Below are 16,588 nucleotides of genomic sequence, written 5' to 3'. Positions count from 1 at the left end.
GGGGGAGGGATTGTAGCAGAAAGCGAGGCCCAGAGAAGACCAGGCTGCTTTTTCAGGCAGCCTGGAAAAGGTCAATCAGCAGGCTCTGGCGGCAAGCGGCGTATAGCCATTACGCTGTGCGCTCTTGATCCAACTGTAAGAACCCATTAGCGCGATCGCCGTCAGCAGAACATACTCAAGCGACATCGCATAAACGCCCTGTACTGCATAGATCACGACGCTAATTACATCAATAATCACCCACAGCAGCCAGTTTTCCACGTACTTGCGGGTCATCAGCACCATCGCCGCAATCGACAACACCAGCATGGTGGAATCCCAGAACGGGAACGCATCCGGCTGGAGTTCAGGCATCGCCACCTGCATACCTACCGTTTGCAGCAGAGCGAGCATAACGCGGGTCAACATAGCGAAGACCGGATCGATAAACCACGTCATCAGCAGAATGGCGATAATACATATGCCCCCCAACCTCCATGTTTGTTGACGAGAAAGCCAGCGTACTTTCAGAGCGGCTTCCCGGGCGTCATTCTGCCGGCTCCATGCGTACCAGCCGTAAATATTCGCCGCAAAGAAAAACACCTGAAGTAGCAAGCTGGCATACAGTTGAATCTGAAAAAAGATGGCGGCAAACAGAGTGACGTTAATCAAACCAAACAGGTAATTAACGATTTTTTCCCGGCTGGCGCACCAGATGCACAATAAGCCAAAGACGGTGCCGATAGCCTCAATCCACGACAGCGCATACCCACCCTCGCCGAGAGGAATGTTGACCATTACATTGTTAATGCTGAAAAAGTCCATCATTGCTCTCCTTGCAAACTATCGAAATAAATGGCCTGAAGCGCCAGAGAAATCTGGCGCTCTTCACCTTGCTGGCACAAGGTTTCCTGCTGAACATAATGGTTAATGCTGCTCTCCAGACAGCCACTATGCGCGACGACCACGTTTAGCAACGACGCGGTACGCAGCCCTCGTAACGCCCCCACCACCATCAGCGCGGCGGTTTCCATATCCGCGCCGAGAACTCCCCTGGCCGACCATTCGGCATCCAGTTCAGCTTCGCGATCGGTATAAAAACTGTCATGGCTGCGCACCAGCCCGCAAACGGCAGAGATGTTCATCTGTTTCGCCTGCTGTATCAGCGTGGCGGTAAGATACGGGTCCGCACAGGCCGGATAACTGGCGGGCGCATAGGTTTTGCTGGCGCCGTCGTCAGCCACCGCGCCGTGGGCGATGATCACATCGCCCAACGCCAGCGAGTCCTGCAACGCGCCGCAACTACCGATACGGATTAGCGTGTTGACGCCAACCTGGCGTAACTCCTCAATGGCGATAGCGGTTGACGGCCCGCCGATTCCCGTGGAAAGCACGACTATTTCAACCCCCTGGTACCAACCGCGCGCCGCGCGAAACTCCCGGTTTTGCCCCAGAATCTCAGCCTTATCAAGAAAACGGGCGATTCTATCCACCCGCCCGGGGTCGCCGGGCAAAAGCGCATATTTCGCGCGGGTCATGCTTGTGTTAAGCCGAATATGGGGTTGCATCTCCCGTCTCCTTATTGTTCTGAGAGGTTCAGATTTCCGCCTCCTGTTTGAGTTTTTCAGGAGCCAGTAAAATGATCCGCTCACCGTCGGTATCGATAATGTTCAGCGATTTCAGATCGTGCAGTATCCGGTTGATACTGCGCGTCGTCGCCGCAAATTCCTGACCAAGATTCTGCTTATCAAGCAAAATAGTGGTTGATTCATATTGTTGATAACGCAGCCATAATGCCTGGCATACGCGCTGATGCAGCGAGTACAAATTGTCGCTACTGGCCTTTTTCGACAACTGGTAATACTGTTGGCTGAAAAACCGCAGCATTCGCTGGTTAAAGTGGTTATCCAGCGTCAGCCAGCGGCAAAAATGCGCTTGCGGCAGGCTGAGTAGCTGTACATTACCGACGGCTACGACAGAACAGATGTAATGCCGCGACTCAAATATCTCTAGCTCGCCCAGCATGTCTCCTTTGCCATAACGCGCCTGCCGGTAACGGCGTCCATCTTCAGCTTCGTAAAAAACATCCACTTCACCGGCCACGATGAGTGAAAATTGCTGGCATATTTCCCCCTGGCGGCAGATAAGCGCGCCGCGGGAAATGTCGTCAAATCGCCAGCACTGCATGATTTCCAACGGGCAGTATTTGAGTAATTCATAGAGCACTGGGTCGCGTACGACCTGGCGTAGCCCTAAAAGCCAGTCGTCTGGAAATTCTGCGTTTTTCATTATGTTCATGGTATCTCGCCCCTTGTCAGAAAGGACAGGACCGCCGTCCCGCACATCCGAAATACGCCTGCTAAAAATGCCGCTTATCTCCCGGTTCATTAAATCAGGCGGGACATCTGTCCTGTAATGGCGAAGAGTATATGTCTGACGGCCTAAGGAGTGATAAAGTGACGGCCAATCTTTGCGACGTGAGAACACAATAATGGCAAAAATAGCAGCAGCACTGCATATTCTTGTAAAAGAAGAGAAACTGGCTTTAGATCTTCTGGAGCAAATTAAAAACGGCGGCGATTTTGAGAAGCTGGCGAAGAAGCATTCTATCTGCCCATCCGGTAAAAAAGGCGGTCATTTAGGCGAATTTCGTCAGGGCCAGATGGTTCCGGCATTCGATAAAGTAGTCTTTTCCTGCCCGGTACTGGAGCCAACCGGCCCGCTGCATACTCAGTTCGGTTACCACATCATTAAAGTATTGTATCGCAAATAAAAAGCCGGGTGGCGGCTACGCCTTACCCGGCCTACATCGTCTGCTTGATTTTGTAGGTCGGGTAAGCGCTAGCGCCCCCCGACAAGGTATATCAACCCGCTACCGCAATACGCTTCATATCCGTCATATAGCCGCGCAGTTTCTTACCTACCTGCTCAATCGCATGACTACGAATCGCGTCGTTCACGTCGCGAAGCTGTGCGTTGTCTACCGCGCCTTCCGGGATAGCACTACCCAGATCGCCCGGTTGCAATTCCGCAATAAACGGTTTCAGCAGCGGTACGCAAGCGTAAGAGAACAGATAGTTACCGTATTCTGCGGTATCGGAGATAACCACGTTCATTTCGTACAGACGCTTACGGGCGATGGTGTTCGCGATCAGCGGCAGCTCGTGCAGTGATTCGTAGTAAGCGGATTCTTCGATGATGCCGGAATCGACCATGGTTTCGAACGCCAGCTCAACGCCCGCTTTCACCATCGCGATCATCAGCACGCCTTTATCGAAGTACTCCTGCTCGCCGATCTTACCTTCAAACTGCGGCGCGGTTTCGAACGCAGTTTTACCGGTCTCTTCACGCCAGGTCAGCAGTTTCTTATCGTCGTTAGCCCAGTCAGCCATCATGCCGGAAGAGAACTCGCCGGAGATGATGTCATCCATGTGTTTCTGGAACAGCGGCGCCATGATCTCTTTCAGCTGTTCGGACAGCGCGTAAGCACGCAGTTTCGCCGGGTTAGACAGACGGTCCATCATCAGGGTGATGCCGCCCTGCTTCAGCGCTTCGGTGATGGTTTCCCAGCCGAACTGAATCAGTTTTTCGGCGTATGCCGGGTCGGTGCCTTCTGCCACCAGCTTGTCGAAGCACAGCAGAGAACCAGCCTGCAGCATACCGCACAGGATAGTCTGCTCGCCCATCAGGTCGGATTTCACTTCCGCCACGAAAGAAGATTCCAGTACGCCCGCACGGTGACCGCCAGTTGCTGCTGCCCAGGCTTTAGCAATCGCCATGCCTTCGCCTTTCGGATCGTTTTCCGGGTGAACGGCGATCAGCGTCGGCACGCCGAAACCACGTTTGTACTCTTCGCGCACTTCGGTGCCCGGACACTTCGGCGCTACCATCACCACGGTGATGTCTTTACGGATCTGCTCGCCCACCTCCACGATATTGAAGCCGTGGGAGTAGCCCAGCGCCGCGCCGTCTTTCATCAGCGGCTGTACGGAGCGCACCACGTCGGAGTGCTGTTTGTCCGGCGTCAGGTTAACCACCAGGTCAGCCTGCGGAATCAGCTCTTCGTAGGTACCCACTTTGAAGCCGTTTTCGGTCGCTTTACGCCAGGAGGCACGCTTCTCAGCAATGGCTTCTTTACGCAGGGCATAGGAAATATCCAGACCGGAGTCACGCATGTTCAGGCCCTGGTTCAGCCCCTGAGCGCCACAGCCGACGATGACCACTTTTTTACCCTGAAGGTAGCTCGCGCCGTCGGCGAATTCGTCGCGGCCCATAAAGCGGCATTTACCCAGCTGCGCCAGCTGCTGGCGCAGATTCAGTGTATTAAAGTAGTTAGCCATGATGGTGTACTCCGTGATGTTGTGTTGTCGCGCTTATTGTTCGATTTACAGATTGCTATCTGTGCGAATGAACCCACATTACAACAGGAAATTTATTGCGGAAATTGATATATTCACAACGTTATGTTGCGGTTTATGCAACGTCAAAAACCGGAGGTCTGTCTGTGGATTTACGCGATCTAAAAACCTTCCTGCATCTGGCGGAAAGCCGCCACTTTGGCCGCAGCGCGCGCGCGATGCACGTCAGCCCCTCCACGCTCTCCCGGCAGATCCAGCGGCTGGAAGAAGATCTCGGCCAGCCGCTGTTTGTGCGCGACAACCGCACCGTCACGCTGACCGAAGCCGGTGAAGAGCTGCGAGTGTTTGCCCAACAGACGCTTTTGCAATATCAGCAGTTGCGCCATACCCTCGATCAGCAGGGGCCGTCCCTTTCCGGCGAACTCCATATCTTCTGTTCAGTGACCGCGGCATACAGTCATCTGCCGCCGATCCTCGACCGTTTTCGCGCCGAACACCCTTCTGTTGAAATCAAATTGACGACCGGAGATGCTGCCGATGCGATGGAAAAGGTGGTAACGGGAGAAGCGGACCTGGCAATCGCCGGCAAACCAGAAACGCTGCCCGGCGCGGTGGCGTTTTCGATGCTGGAAAATCTGGCGGTGGTGCTGATCGCCCCGGCGCTGCCCTGCCCGGTGCGTAATCAGGTTTCGGTTGATAAGCCCGACTGGTCGACGGTGCCGTTTATCATGGCCGATCAGGGGCCGGTACGCCGCCGCATTGAGCTATGGTTCCGCCGGCATAAAATCAGCAATCCGCAGATTTACGCCACCGTCGGCGGTCACGAAGCGATGGTCTCAATGGTGGCGCTGGGCTGCGGCGTGGCGCTGCTGCCGGAAGTGGTGCTGGAAAACAGCCCGGAGCCGGTACGTAATCGCGTAATGATTTTAGAGCGCAGCGATGAAAAAACGCCGTTTGAGCTTGGCGTCTGCGCGCAAAAAAAGCGGCTGCATGAGCCGCTAATTGATGCGTTCTGGAAGATTTTACCGAATTAGTTTTACGGCCCTACCATTACCCGAACAGGCTTCCCAATACGGCTAAGCATATTCACCAGAGCATCAATGGTGAATTTGCTGCATTTCTTGTTGACGACATCCGAAACGCGCGGTCGGGATATATGCAAAACTGTAGCAACCTCGGCTTGCTTCATCTGGTTTCGCGTAATCCAGAGGGTAATTTCTTCCATGAGCTGTTCTTTAATGGCTAACGTGTTTTCGATTTCACTCAGGGAATCAGCGTAAAACTTTTCTGCGTCCTGCTTATCAAACCCCAAATCAGCAAAAACATTACCGCCAGATGGCGTCACATGGCGAATATCACTATCAGTTTTGGCAATCACAAGCTGTTTCTCCGTTGTTGCACCACCCGGTTATAACGCGTTCTGGCGATGTTTTTATCGTGCTGACTGGTTTGTTGCGTCTGTTTTTGGAAACTATGCAAAACGTAGAGTGCTTCTTCAAACTTAGCGACATACATAACGCGATAGATACCATTGTTGTCACGAATCCGAATTTCATTTACCCCAGCCCCAATTTCTGAAAACGGTTTCCAGTCATCGGGTTCAATTCCATACTGAATTTTGTGAAGCTGATAACCGACTGCTTTACGTACCGTTATGGGAAAAGCCAGGAGATCCTTCAGAGAAGATCCCACTCATCGAATTTCTTTTTCATTGGAGAGAGCTCGGGTGAGTAACATAAGATCCTTGTGTATAAAATTTTATACATTGTTTTTAACAGGTGCAAGTGATGGCGATGCTAACGATATGGTGAGCCGAGTTTCACCACAAGCAGATTGGGCGCCTTCTGGAAAACGTCTCGCAAAATTAAATGAGTGGATGCTCCGGACTGGCAGAAAAGCCCAATAACTGAGGGAAGATCATATCTGGATATCAGGCCCACTTTACTTTGTGGGCCTGAAAAACTAAACGCTGAATTAACCCGCCAGAAAGAACCGGAACGCCGGGTTATTGCTCTCATCATGGCATTCATAGCCCAGCTCATGCAGCCGGGTTTCGAAATCCGGCTCATGATCGCCTAACTCGAACGCCGCCAGCACGCGGCCATAATCGGTACCGTGGCTACGGTAATGGAATAGCGAAATATTCCAGTGCGTGCCAAGCGTATGCAGGAATTTGAGCAACGCGCCGGGTGACTCCGGAAATTCAAAGCTGTAGAGGCGTTCCTGTAGCGGATGGGATGGACGCCCACCGACCATATAGCGCACATGCAGCTTCGCCATTTCATCGTCGGAGAGATCCACTACGCTATAACCGCCGTCGCACAGTTGGGTGATAATCTCTTTTCGCTCCTCCAGCCCCTGACTGACGCGTACGCCGACAAAAATACAGGCATTTTTCGCGTCGGCAAAACGGTAGTTAAATTCGGTGACCATACGCCCGCCAAGCAACTGGCAGAATTTGAGGAAGCTCCCCTTTTCTTCCGGAATGGTCACCGCCAGTAGCGCTTCGCGCTGTTCCCCCAGCTCGCAACGTTCAGACACATAGCGCAAGCCGTGGAAGTTGACGTTGGCGCCGGAAAGGACGTGCGCCATGCGTTCGCCGCGAATATTGTGCTGGGCGATATATTTTTTCATCCCCGCCAGCGCCAGCGCGCCGGACGGTTCCGCCACCGCACGCACATCTTCAAACAGATCTTTCATCGCCGCGCAGATAGCGTCGCTATCCACGGTGACAATATCATCAAGGTATTCCTGACACAGCCGGAACGTTTCGTCGCCGATGCGTTTTACCGCTACGCCTTCAGCAAACAACCCAACGCGCGGGAGATCCACTGGATGACCGGCTTCCAACGCCGCTTTCAGGCAGGCGGAATCTTCCGCTTCGACGGCAATCACTTTGATTTGCGGCATCAATTGTTTGATCAGTACCGCTACGCCCGCCGCCAGGCCGCCGCCGCCAACCGGCACAAAGACACGATCGAGATGCGAATCCTGCTGAAGCAGTTCCAGCGCCAGCGTGCCCTGCCCGGCGATCACCATTGGGTGATCAAACGGCGGCACCCAGGTAAAACCCTGCTGCTGCGCCAGTTCAATAGCTTTCGCTTTCGCTTCATCAAAATTAGCGCCGTGCAACAGCACTTCTCCGCCAAAACCGCGTACCGCATCGACTTTAATATCCGCCGTTGCTTTTGGCATGACAATCAGCGACTTCACGCCAAGCCGCGCGGAGGAGAACGCCACGCCCTGTGCATGGTTCCCCGCCGACGCGGTAATCACGCCGTGGGCTTTTTGTTCTTCGGTCAATCCGGCCATCATCGCGTAAGCGCCGCGCAGCTTAAAGCTATGTACCGGCTGCCGGTCTTCGCGTTTGACGAGAATAACGTTATCCAGACGTGACGAGAGCTTTTCCATTTTTTGCAGCGGCGTCACCTGCGCCGCCTCGTATACTGGCGCGCGTAGCACCGCGCGCAGATACTCCGCCCCTTCCGGCGCGACTGACAGAGGTTGAGATTCCGCCATCATCAACCTCCCAGTTTCGATTTATCGCGCACCGCGCCTTTATCGGCGCTGGTCGCCAGGCTGGCGTAGGCACGCAGGGCAAACGAAACCTGACGCTGACGATTTTTCGGCGTCCAGGCTTTGTCGCCACGAGCCTCCTGCGCCTCGCGGCGTGCGGCGATTTCAGCCTCACTCAACTGCAACTGAATGCTGCGGTTCGGGATATCAATCGCAATGGTGTCGCCATCTTCAATCAGCGCAATAGTGCCGCCGCTGGCCGCTTCCGGCGAGACGTGGCCGATGGAAAGACCCGAAGTACCGCCGGAGAAACGCCCATCGGTGATGAGCGCGCAGGCTTTGCCCAGCCCCATCGACTTCAGGAAACTGGTCGGATAGAGCATTTCCTGCATTCCCGGCCCGCCTTTCGGCCCTTCGTAGCGGATCACGACTACATCGCCTTCCACTACTTTGCCGCCGAGAATCGCCTCTACCGCGTCGTCCTGGCTTTCATACACTTTAGCCGGGCCGGTAAATTTAAGGATGCTGTCATCCACGCCTGCGGTTTTCACAATGCAGCCGTTTTCGGCGAAGTTGCCATACAGCACCGCCAGACCGCCGTCTTTGCTATAGGCATATTCCAGCGAGCGGATGCAACCCGCTGCGCGGTCGTCATCCAGCGAATCCCAGCGACAATCCTGCGAGAACGCCTGGGTAGTACGGATACCGGCAGGGCCAGCACGGAACATTTTTTTAACCGCTTCGTCCTGCGTAACCGTGATGTCGTACTGTTCCAGCGTTTGCGGCAGCGTCAGGCCTAATACGTTTTTCACGTTGCGGTTCAGCAGCCCGGCGCGATCCAGCTCGCCTAAAATACCCAGCACGCCGCCGGCACGGTGAACGTCTTCCATATGGTATTTCTGGGTACTTGGCGCCACTTTACACAACTGCGGCACCTTGCGGGACAGCTTGTCGATATCACTCATGGTGAAGTCGATTTCCGCTTCCTGCGCCGCCGCCAGTAGATGCAGAACGGTATTGGTCGAACCGCCCATCGCAATATCCAGCGTCATCGCGTTTTCAAACGCGGCTTTGCTGGCGATGTTACGCGGCAGTGCACTTTCGTCATTCTGCTCGTAATAGCGTTTAGTCAGTTCAACAATCCGCTTACCGGCATTGAGGAACAACTGCTTACGGTCAGCGTGAGTTGCCAGCAGCGAGCCGTTGCCCGGCTGCGACAGGCCCAGCGCTTCGGTCAGGCAATTCATGGAGTTAGCGGTAAACATGCCGGAGCAGGAGCCGCAGGTTGGACAGGCGGAACGCTCCACCTGGTTACTTTGATCGTCAGAGACTTTCGGGTCCGCGCCCTGAATCATGGCATCAACCAGATCCAGCTTGATAATTTTGTCTGAAAGCTTGGTTTTCCCGGCTTCCATCGGTCCGCCGGAGACAAAGATCACCGGAATATTCAGGCGCAGCGAGGCCATGAGCATCCCTGGGGTGATTTTGTCGCAGTTGGAGATACACACCATCGCGTCAGCGCAGTGAGCGTTCACCATGTACTCCACGGAGTCGGCGATCAGCTCGCGCGACGGCAGTGAATAGAGCATACCCCCGTGCCCCATGGCGATCCCGTCATCCACGGCAATAGTGTTGAACTCTTTCGCCACACCGCCGGAAGCTTCAATCTGTTCGGCGACCAGCTTACCGAGATCGCGCAGATGAACGTGACCCGGCACAAACTGAGTGAATGAGTTCACCACGGCGATAATCGGTTTGCCAAAATCACTGTCGGTCATTCCGGTGGCGCGCCACAGCGCGCGGGCACCCGCCATATTACGACCATGGGTGGTGGTGGCGGAACGGTACTTAGGCATGCTTTATTTACTCCCCATCTTTTCCCTTCATACTTCACGCCACAGGTGCGTTGGCTGCCTCACTCACCCCAGTCACTTACTACAGTAAGCTCCTGGGGATTCGCTGCGTTGCCGCCTTCCTGTGACGCAAATTATTTTGGGAAAATATTAATTTTATTTATTATGAATTTACCGGATCCAACCAGCCCCATTTATCCTCGGTTTCTCCAGTGAAGAGACCAAAGAAGGCTTGTTGGATACGCTTGGTGACAGGACCGCAGCGGCCTTCGCCTACCTGGATACCATCAACGCTGCGTACCGGAGTAATTTCTGCCGCGGTTCCGGACATAAACACTTCGTCGGCCAGATACAGCGATTCACGGGACAGCACCTGCTCACGCACTTCAATACCCAGCTCTTTCGCCAGTTTGATGATCGCGTCGCGAGTAATGCCTGGCAGCGCGGAAGAGGTAAACGGCGGAGTAAACAGCACGCCATCTTTTACCTCAAACAGGTTTTCGCCTGCGCCTTCGGAGATATAGCCGTTTACATCCAGGGCGATGCCTTCCTGATAGCCGTGGCGGCGCGCTTCGCTACCCACCAGCAGTGAGGAAAGATAGTTCCCGCCCGCTTTCGCGGCGGTCGGAATGGTGTTCGGCGCAGCGCGGTTCCAGGAAGAAACCATCGCATCGATCCCCTGATCCAGCGCTTCGGCGCCCAGGTATGCCCCCCACGGGAACGCGGCGATGATGACGTCAGTGGTGTATCCCGGGGGCGGGTTAACGCCCATACCGACATCGCCGACAAATACCAACGGACGGATATAGGCGCTGGTCAGGTTGTTCTTGCGGATCACTTCGCGGCAGGCTTCCATCAGCTCATCAATACTCTGGGAAACCGGAAAACGATAAATTTTTGCTGAGTCGCGCAGACGCTGCATATGTTCACGATGACGAAACACTACCGGGCCTTTGTGAGAGTCGTAGCACCGAATCCCTTCAAATACCGACGTACCGTAGTGCAGCGCGTGGGACATTACGTGAACCTTCGCGTCTTCCCAGCGCACCATCTCGCCATTGAACCAAATGTAATCAGCTTTTTTCGTCGTCATTTTTCTTCCTTTTGCGCTCAGGCGCGGATTTGTTGTGATGTGGCAGCGCTCTGGCAGATTGCGACATGCGCAACATCTACCAGTTTACTTAACTGACTAAACAGTAAGTCGACCGACCGGGGACTGGCAACGGTCAATTCAATATTTATATTCTGCGCATCGGTCGCGGCTTCCATATTCATGGAGCACACCTGAAAACCACGATGGCGCACCACGCGTAAAACACGTTCTAAAGTTTCTGGATTAAAGCGTGCCGATACATTGACCTGATGTTGCATCATGATAATTTCTCCAGCATTTCAGAGTTACTGGCGCCAGGCGGCACCAACGGCCAGACATTTTCAAGTTCGTCGATTGAGACGTGAAGCAGGTACGGCCCTTCGCTTGCCAACATCGTGTCGAGTGCCGCTTCAACCTGGTCTTTACGAGTAATGTGCTGGCCTGGAATGCCGAAGGCGCTGGCCAGCATGAGGAAATCGGGGTTATCGGTCAGGGTGGTTTCGCTATATCGCTCCTGGAAAAACAGTTGCTGCCATTGTCGAACCATCCCTAACCGCTGGTTGTCGAGTAAGACTATTTTCAACGGTAACTGCTTGCGTTTTACGGTGCCCAACTCCTGAACATTCATCATGAAGGAGCCGTCACCGGAGATACAGATAACGGTATCATTCGGTCGCGCTACCTGCGCGCCAACGGCCGCCGGTAAGCCGAATCCCATCGTCCCCAGACCGCTGGAAGTGATGAAGTTCTCCGGGCGGGTGTAAGTCATATGCTGGGCTGACCACATCTGATGCTGCCCAACATCCGTCGTCACCACGCTGTCTGCGGGTTTGCGTTCTGACAATTGCTTCAACAACAACGGCGCATAGATAGTCTCGCCAGGATGGTCATAGCGCCAGGCGTGTTCTGCGCGCAGCTCTGCACAGGACTGACGCCATGCGTCGATCTTCAGCGGTTGCTGTAATGCCGGCAACAGCGAATTTAAATCGCCCTGCAACGCGACGTGTGCCTGACGCAGTTTGTTCATTTCCGCCGGGTCGATATCCATATGGATTACGCTGGCGTTCGGCGCAAACGTATTCAGCTTACCGGTCACCCGGTCATCAAAACGCGCACCCACTGCGATCAGTAAATCACACTCTTGCACCGCGAAATTAGCCGCTTTAGTACCGTGCATTCCCAGCATGCCCAGATAGTACGGATAATCAGCTTCAACAGCCCCCAGCCCTTTCAGCGTGCAGGTAACTGGCATTTGCGTTACCGCGATAAATTTACGCAGCGCCGGAACCGCCTGCGCCATACCAACACCACCGCCGACGTACAGCATGGGTTTTTTCGCCTGTTCCAGCATCTGGCGCGCCTGTTCCACATCAGCCTGCGGGAAGGTCGCTTCGTTAGCAACGGTAGTAAACCAGGGTTCCAGCTCACCGCTGGCCAACTGGATATCTTTCGGGATATCCACCAGAACCGGGCCAGGACGGCCAGCGTTGGCGACTTCAAAAGCCTCTGCCATGATACGAGGCAGCTCTGCCAGCGACTGCACCAGGAAGCTGTGTTTGGTACAGGCCAGCGACAGGCCTAACACATCCACCTCCTGGAACGCATCAGTGCCGATGAACGGGGCGGAAACCTGACCCGTGATCGCGACGACGGGGACCGAATCTAATAACGCATCCGCCAGGCCAGTGATCAGGTTAGTGGCGCCAGGGCCGGAAGTGGCGATACAAACACCGGTTTTGCCGGTAGAACGGGCATAACCGATTGCCGCCATTGCGGCACCCTGCTCGTGTCGGCACAACAAATGCTCCACACCACCGTCATACAACGCGTCGTAAACCGGCATAATTGCGCCGCCAGGATAACCAAATACGGTTTTCACCCCCTGTGCTCGCAAAGCATGTACCACCCACTGTGCCCCGTTCATAGTTACATCCCCGTCGTAAATCTTGAGAAACAGAATTTTATGCTGTTATTCACGCTCTGCTCCTCGCTTAAGTTTTTCAGGCCAAAAAAAACCCCCGGACCTTTCGGTGCGGGGGTCTTAGTTCGTTAAGGCTTGATTTCTAAGCCTTTCCTCGTCCAAGTGCAGCCCCGCACGGTGGGATAATAATCACCACCACGCTAATCACGACCAGGCTAATCACTCGTAGAAGGGCTGTCATTTTTGTCTATTCTTGCATCTTGTTCGAAGGAATACCTAAAGAGTTACCATAGGTTTTGCCAATAGCACAAGATATTTTTTTAACCACGTTTCAGATAATGCAGGTGAATGCCTAAAAGTGCTTTGTTTTTTATAAGAAAAATTAGCAACTGAAAAATTTTCACGTTTTCCTCCCCCTTTTGGCGCACTCTACACCCTGTTTTCCTTCTTTTCGCTTCTGCGAGCGTTCTTCCAGTTTGATGTTTCTTGCCTGAAAATGACGCCAAAATTCAGGAAGCAGCCGCTAAAAAACAAAAAGTCAGTAATTCGATTTTCTCTTCTATTCCGCATAATCCACGTAACAGGAGGGATTATGTCACTGGCGATTGTTCATACCCGCGCCGCACTTGGCGTCAATGCGCCGCCTATCACTATAGAGGTGCATATCAGTAATGGATTACCGGGATTAACCATGGTTGGCCTACCGGAAACCACGGTAAAAGAGGCGCGTGACCGGGTACGTAGTGCGATTATTAATAGCGGATATGAATTTCCGGCTAAAAAAATAACCATTAACCTTGCTCCAGCCGATCTACCGAAAGAGGGCGGAAGGTATGACCTGCCTATTGCTGTTGCGCTTCTGGCCGCGTCTGAGCAGCTTACAGCGTCGAATCTTGAGGCATATGAGCTGGTGGGTGAGTTAGCGCTTACAGGCGCATTACGCGGCGTTCCTGGCGCAATATCAAGTGCAACGGAAGCCATCAGGGCCGGCAGAAATATTATCGTCGCAACAGAGAACGCGGCGGAGGTTGGGCTTATCAGCAAAGAAGGATGTTTTATCGCCGATCATCTACAAACCGTCTGCGCCTTTCTGGAAGGGAAACACGCCCTGGAAAGACCTTTAGCTCAGAATATGGCATCGTCTACCGCAACTGCCGATCTTCGCGATGTGATCGGTCAGGAGCAGGGTAAACGCGGCCTGGAGATTACAGCGGCAGGGGGACATAATCTGCTATTGATCGGCCCGCCGGGTACGGGTAAAACCATGCTGGCCAGTCGACTAAGCGGGATTCTTCCACCATTAAGCAATGAAGAGGCGTTGGAAAGCGCCGCGATCCTCAGTCTGGTTAATGCCGATACGGTACAAAAACGATGGCAGCAACGTCCCTTTCGCTCACCTCATCATAGCGCCTCACTTACTGCTATGGTCGGCGGCGGCGCAATACCCGCCCCGGGAGAGATATCGCTGGCGCACAACGGAATTTTGTTCCTTGATGAATTGCCTGAATTTGAACGACGCACACTGGATGCGCTACGTGAACCTATAGAATCCGGTCAAATTCATTTATCCCGTACCAGAGCGAAAATAACATACCCTGCCAGGTTCCAGTTAATCGCCGCAATGAATCCCAGCCCGACCGGACATTATCAGGGAAACCATAATCGCTGCACGCCAGAACAGACACTACGTTACCTTAATCGGTTGTCAGGCCCGTTTCTTGATCGTTTTGACCTTTCGCTTGAGATACCGCTTCCACCGCCCGGGATTCTTAGCCAACACGCCTCAAAGGGTGAGAGCAGCGCTACGGTAAAAAAGCGGGTCATCGCCGCCCATGAACGGCAGTACCGACGGCAGAAGAAGTTAAACGCGCGTCTGGAGGGTCGCGAAATCCAAAAATATTGTATTTTGCATCACGATGACGCCCGCTGGCTTGAAGACACGCTGGTGCATCTTGGATTATCCATTCGCGCCTGGCAGCGTTTACTAAAAGTGGCCAGAACCATTGCCGACATAGAACTGGCTGACCAGATCTCGCGTCAGCATTTGCAGGAGGCGGTAAGCTATCGGGCGATAGACAGATTGTTAATTCATTTGCAAAAGCTGTTGGCGTAAAAAAAGGGCATTACGCCCTTTTTATTAATCATCAGCTTCGGTGTAGTCTTCTGCGCCTTCAACTTGCGGCTTGCCGCCAGACAAGGTGTGGAAGCGTTTTGGACGCTTGATACGCGTCATATACTTGGACCAGACGCGTTCTGCATCCGTTACCGGCTCGCGTTCGCCGCGACATACCGCTACAAACAGCTTCTCTTCTTCAGTCACAGGCTCACGCTTGCCAAGATCCAGATCATTAAAGGCATGACCATGACGCTCAAGCAGTTGTGCCTCTTTAATCGTGAAATCACCGTGACGAGAGAATCCACGTGGATAATGTTTATTGTCAAAATATCGATTAGTCGTCGTAAAGCTTTCCGCCATCCTGCACGCTCCTAATTCTTTGTCTGAGCTATTTATGGCGCGGAGTATTAGTTACGCTTGACAGAGTGTAAAACAAAACATTTAAATCATAACGACAAATAATTTTGTGGAGAGCACAGTGGATACGGAATTGTTAAAAACTTTCCTGGAAGTTAGCCGGACACGCCATTTCGGGCGGGCCGCAGAAGCACTTTACCTGACGCAATCCGCGGTGAGCTTTCGTATCAGGCAACTGGAGAATCAACTGGGCGTAAACCTTTTTACGCGGCACAGAAACAATATCCGTTTAACCACGGCTGGCGAAAAACTTTTACCGTATGCGGAAACGCTGATGAATACGTGGCAGGCGGCACGTAAAGAGGTGGCGCATACCTCACGCCATAACGAGTTTTCCATCGGCGCCAGCGCGTCTTTATGGGAGTGTATGCTTAACGCCTGGCTGGGTCGACTGTACCAACTACAGGAGCCACAAAGCGGCCTGCAATTCGAAGCCAGAATCGCTCAACGGCAATCGCTTGTGAAGCAACTTCATGAACGCCAGCTTGATCTCCTCATTACTACCGAAGCGCCCAAAATGGATGAGTTCAGCAGTCAGCTGTTAGGGCACTTCACTTTGGCGTTATATTGCAGCAGCCCTGCCCGTAAGAAATCAGAACTCAATTATCTGCGGCTGGAGTGGGGACCAGACTTCCAACAGCATGAAACAGGGCTGATCGCAGCAGATGAAGTGCCGGTATTAACAACCAGCTCAGCCGAACTCGCCCGACAGCAGCTTAGCGCATTAAATGGCTGTAGCTGGCTTCCTGTAAACTGGGCAAATGAAAAGGGCGGATTACATACCGTTGCCGACAGCGCAACGCTTTCACGGCCGCTATACGCCATTTGGCTGCAAAACAGCGATAAATACTCGCTGATCTGCGATCTGTTAAAAACGGATGTGCTGGATGAACAATGAAAATGATGAAAAGAAAAGGAAGGGAACTCACGATTACCTGATCAGATAATCAGGTAATTTTAGGCAAAAAAAAATCCTTAGCAGATGCTAAGGATTATTTCTGGCAGGGGCGGAGAGACTCGAACTCCCAACACCCGGTTTTGGAGACCGGTGCTCTACCAATTGAACTACGCCCCTAATTAGGGTGGCGGAACGGACGGGACTCGAACCCGCGACCCCCTGCGTGACAGGCAGGTATTCTAACCAACTGAACTACCGCTCCACCGAATTCTTTTACAACCACTGATTTTTACATCAGTTTACTGCTTAATTTGATGCCTGGCAGTTCCCTACTCTCGCATGGGGAGACCCCACACTACCATCGGCGCTACGGCGTTTCACTTCTGAGTTCGGCATGGGGTCAGGTGGGACCACCGCGCTAGTGCCGCCAGGCAAAT

Annotated in this window: 18 protein-coding genes, 2 tRNA genes and 1 rRNA gene; 4 read left to right on the top strand and 17 right to left on the bottom strand. The window is 53.3% G+C overall.

Annotated features, from left to right (window positions below; genetic code table 11):
- Window positions 1-75: 75 nt before the first annotated feature.
- From pnuC to ACH0WD_RS20600, 3 genes are read right to left on the bottom strand one after another with little or no spacing between them, the layout of a single operon-like run.
- Entirely contained in the window at window positions 76-804 is a 729-nt protein-coding gene (gene pnuC, locus ACH0WD_RS20610; RefSeq protein ID WP_001747468.1) for a nicotinamide riboside transporter PnuC, read from the bottom strand.
- Window positions 804-1,547 (bottom strand): nucleoside phosphorylase, encoded by a 744-nt coding sequence (locus ACH0WD_RS20605; RefSeq protein ID WP_001182428.1) that lies wholly within the window; start codon window positions 1,545-1,547, stop codon window positions 804-806. The genes pnuC and ACH0WD_RS20605 overlap by 1 nt, the downstream gene beginning before the upstream one ends.
- Before the next feature lie 28 nt (window positions 1,548-1,575).
- Window positions 1,576-2,277 carry a Crp/Fnr family transcriptional regulator gene (locus ACH0WD_RS20600; RefSeq protein WP_001024340.1) on the bottom strand — a complete coding sequence of 234 codons (702 nt, stop codon included), beginning with the start codon at window positions 2,275-2,277 and terminating at the stop codon, window positions 1,576-1,578.
- A gap of 193 nt (window positions 2,278-2,470) precedes the next feature.
- Here ACH0WD_RS20600 and ppiC point away from each other — a divergent pair, with 193 nt between their 5' ends.
- A complete protein-coding gene (gene ppiC / locus ACH0WD_RS20595) occupies window positions 2,471-2,752 on the top strand; it encodes a peptidylprolyl isomerase PpiC (RefSeq protein ID WP_001062243.1) in 282 nt (93 codons plus the stop codon).
- A 91-nt stretch (window positions 2,753-2,843) separates the two neighbouring features.
- Here ppiC and ilvC read toward each other — a convergent pair whose 3' ends face one another.
- Window positions 2,844-4,319, bottom strand: coding sequence for a ketol-acid reductoisomerase (gene ilvC / locus ACH0WD_RS20590; RefSeq protein ID WP_000024941.1), 1,476 nt, complete (start codon window positions 4,317-4,319; stop codon window positions 2,844-2,846).
- Window positions 4,320-4,483: 164 nt separating this feature from the next.
- On the opposite strand from ilvC, the gene ilvY reads away from it, so the two are divergent.
- Window positions 4,484-5,371: an HTH-type transcriptional activator IlvY gene (ilvY, locus tag ACH0WD_RS20585; RefSeq protein WP_000365798.1), complete on the top strand. Its 888-nt coding sequence runs from the start codon at window positions 4,484-4,486 to the stop codon at window positions 5,369-5,371.
- A gap of 2 nt (window positions 5,372-5,373) precedes the next feature.
- On the opposite strand, the gene ACH0WD_RS20580 is transcribed toward ilvY, so the two are convergent.
- The 9 genes from ACH0WD_RS20580 to ilvL all read right to left on the bottom strand — a co-directional run bounded on the left by ACH0WD_RS20580 (window position 5,374) and on the right by ilvL (window position 12,961).
- A complete protein-coding gene (locus ACH0WD_RS20580; protein ID WP_000560822.1) occupies window positions 5,374-5,715 on the bottom strand; it encodes a helix-turn-helix domain-containing protein in 342 nt (113 codons plus the stop codon).
- Window positions 5,712-6,029, bottom strand: coding sequence for a type II toxin-antitoxin system RelE/ParE family toxin (locus tag ACH0WD_RS20575; protein ID WP_000535859.1), 318 nt, complete (start codon window positions 6,027-6,029; stop codon window positions 5,712-5,714). The genes ACH0WD_RS20580 and ACH0WD_RS20575 overlap by 4 nt, the downstream gene beginning before the upstream one ends.
- 282 nt (window positions 6,030-6,311) lie before the next feature.
- Window positions 6,312-7,856 (bottom strand): threonine ammonia-lyase, biosynthetic, encoded by a 1,545-nt coding sequence (gene ilvA, locus ACH0WD_RS20570; protein ID WP_001747466.1) that lies wholly within the window; start codon window positions 7,854-7,856, stop codon window positions 6,312-6,314.
- Between the two features lie 2 nt (window positions 7,857-7,858).
- Complete coding sequence (gene ilvD, locus ACH0WD_RS20565) at window positions 7,859-9,709, bottom strand: dihydroxy-acid dehydratase (RefSeq protein ID WP_001127434.1); 1,851 nt, start codon at window positions 9,707-9,709, stop codon at window positions 7,859-7,861.
- Between the two features lie 160 nt (window positions 9,710-9,869).
- Window positions 9,870-10,799 carry a branched-chain-amino-acid transaminase gene (gene ilvE / locus ACH0WD_RS20560; RefSeq protein ID WP_000208532.1) on the bottom strand — a complete coding sequence of 310 codons (930 nt, stop codon included), beginning with the start codon at window positions 10,797-10,799 and terminating at the stop codon, window positions 9,870-9,872.
- Between the two features lie 17 nt (window positions 10,800-10,816).
- Window positions 10,817-11,080 (bottom strand): acetolactate synthase 2 small subunit, encoded by a 264-nt coding sequence (gene ilvM, locus ACH0WD_RS20555; protein ID WP_000983260.1) that lies wholly within the window; start codon window positions 11,078-11,080, stop codon window positions 10,817-10,819.
- On the bottom strand, window positions 11,077-12,723 hold the full coding sequence (gene ilvG, locus ACH0WD_RS20550) for an acetolactate synthase 2 catalytic subunit (RefSeq protein ID WP_001012554.1): 1,647 nt from the start codon (window positions 12,721-12,723) through the stop codon (window positions 11,077-11,079). The genes ilvM and ilvG overlap by 4 nt, the downstream gene beginning before the upstream one ends.
- Window positions 12,724-12,725: 2 nt before the next feature.
- On the bottom strand, window positions 12,726-12,776 hold the full coding sequence (gene ilvX, locus ACH0WD_RS20545; RefSeq protein ID WP_192930503.1) for a peptide IlvX: 51 nt from the start codon (window positions 12,774-12,776) through the stop codon (window positions 12,726-12,728).
- Between the two features lie 86 nt (window positions 12,777-12,862).
- Window positions 12,863-12,961, bottom strand: a complete 99-nt coding sequence (gene ilvL / locus ACH0WD_RS20540; protein ID WP_001311244.1) for an ilv operon leader peptide — start codon at window positions 12,959-12,961, stop codon at window positions 12,863-12,865.
- Between the two features lie 351 nt (window positions 12,962-13,312).
- Here ilvL and ACH0WD_RS20535 point away from each other — a divergent pair, with 351 nt between their 5' ends.
- Window positions 13,313-14,833: a YifB family Mg chelatase-like AAA ATPase gene (locus ACH0WD_RS20535; protein ID WP_000050222.1), complete on the top strand. Its 1,521-nt coding sequence runs from the start codon at window positions 13,313-13,315 to the stop codon at window positions 14,831-14,833.
- A gap of 24 nt (window positions 14,834-14,857) precedes the next feature.
- Here the strand turns inward: ACH0WD_RS20535 and maoP are convergent, their stop codons facing one another.
- A complete protein-coding gene (gene maoP / locus ACH0WD_RS20530) occupies window positions 14,858-15,196 on the bottom strand; it encodes a macrodomain Ori organization protein MaoP (protein WP_000840996.1) in 339 nt (112 codons plus the stop codon).
- 106 nt (window positions 15,197-15,302) lie between these two features.
- Between maoP and hdfR the strand changes: the two genes are divergently transcribed.
- On the top strand, window positions 15,303-16,151 hold the full coding sequence (gene hdfR, locus ACH0WD_RS20525; RefSeq protein WP_001541181.1) for an HTH-type transcriptional regulator HdfR: 849 nt from the start codon (window positions 15,303-15,305) through the stop codon (window positions 16,149-16,151).
- A 101-nt stretch (window positions 16,152-16,252) separates the two neighbouring features.
- Here the strand turns inward: hdfR and ACH0WD_RS20520 are convergent.
- The 3 genes from ACH0WD_RS20520 to rrf all read right to left on the bottom strand — a co-directional run bounded on the left by ACH0WD_RS20520 (window position 16,253) and on the right by rrf (window position 16,583).
- Window positions 16,253-16,328, bottom strand: a tRNA-Trp gene (locus tag ACH0WD_RS20520).
- An 8-nt stretch (window positions 16,329-16,336) separates the two neighbouring features.
- Window positions 16,337-16,413, bottom strand: a tRNA-Asp gene (locus ACH0WD_RS20515).
- Between the two features lie 54 nt (window positions 16,414-16,467).
- Window positions 16,468-16,583 (bottom strand): 5S ribosomal RNA (gene rrf, locus ACH0WD_RS20510).
- Window positions 16,584-16,588: the final 5 nt, after the last annotated feature.

The sequence above is a fragment of the Salmonella sp. 2020_1395 genome, from assembly GCF_043848115.1.
In the GTDB taxonomy this organism is placed as follows: domain Bacteria; phylum Pseudomonadota; class Gammaproteobacteria; order Enterobacterales; family Enterobacteriaceae; genus Salmonella; species Salmonella enterica.
The sequence above is the reverse complement of the archived record's forward strand: the minus strand, read 5'-3'. Positions and strand labels throughout refer to the sequence as shown.

Bases quoted from the DNA above. Each gene is read 5' to 3' on its own strand.
- ilvC (WP_000024941.1), bottom strand. From the start codon at position 4,319: ATGGCTAACTACTTTAATACACTGAATCTGCGCCAGCAGCTGGCGCAG.
- ilvG (WP_001012554.1), bottom strand. From the start codon at position 12,723: ATGAACGGGGCACAGTGGGTGGTACATGCTTTGCGAGCACAGGGGGTG.
- ACH0WD_RS20535 (WP_000050222.1), top strand. From the start codon at position 13,313: ATGTCACTGGCGATTGTTCATACCCGCGCCGCACTTGGCGTCAATGCG.
- maoP (WP_000840996.1), bottom strand. From the start codon at position 15,196: ATGGCGGAAAGCTTTACGACGACTAATCGATATTTTGACAATAAACAT.
- ilvE (WP_000208532.1), bottom strand. From the start codon at position 10,799: ATGACGACGAAAAAAGCTGATTACATTTGGTTCAATGGCGAGATGGTG.
- pnuC (WP_001747468.1), bottom strand. From the start codon at position 804: ATGGACTTTTTCAGCATTAACAATGTAATGGTCAACATTCCTCTCGGC.
- ppiC (WP_001062243.1), top strand. From the start codon at position 2,471: ATGGCAAAAATAGCAGCAGCACTGCATATTCTTGTAAAAGAAGAGAAA.
- ilvM (WP_000983260.1), bottom strand. From the start codon at position 11,080: ATGATGCAACATCAGGTCAATGTATCGGCACGCTTTAATCCAGAAACT.
- ACH0WD_RS20605 (WP_001182428.1), bottom strand. From the start codon at position 1,547: ATGCAACCCCATATTCGGCTTAACACAAGCATGACCCGCGCGAAATAT.
- ilvL (WP_001311244.1), bottom strand. From the start codon at position 12,961: ATGACAGCCCTTCTACGAGTGATTAGCCTGGTCGTGATTAGCGTGGTG.
- ilvA (WP_001747466.1), bottom strand. From the start codon at position 7,856: ATGGCGGAATCTCAACCTCTGTCAGTCGCGCCGGAAGGGGCGGAGTAT.
- ACH0WD_RS20600 (WP_001024340.1), bottom strand. From the start codon at position 2,277: ATGAACATAATGAAAAACGCAGAATTTCCAGACGACTGGCTTTTAGGG.
- ilvD (WP_001127434.1), bottom strand. From the start codon at position 9,709: ATGCCTAAGTACCGTTCCGCCACCACCACCCATGGTCGTAATATGGCG.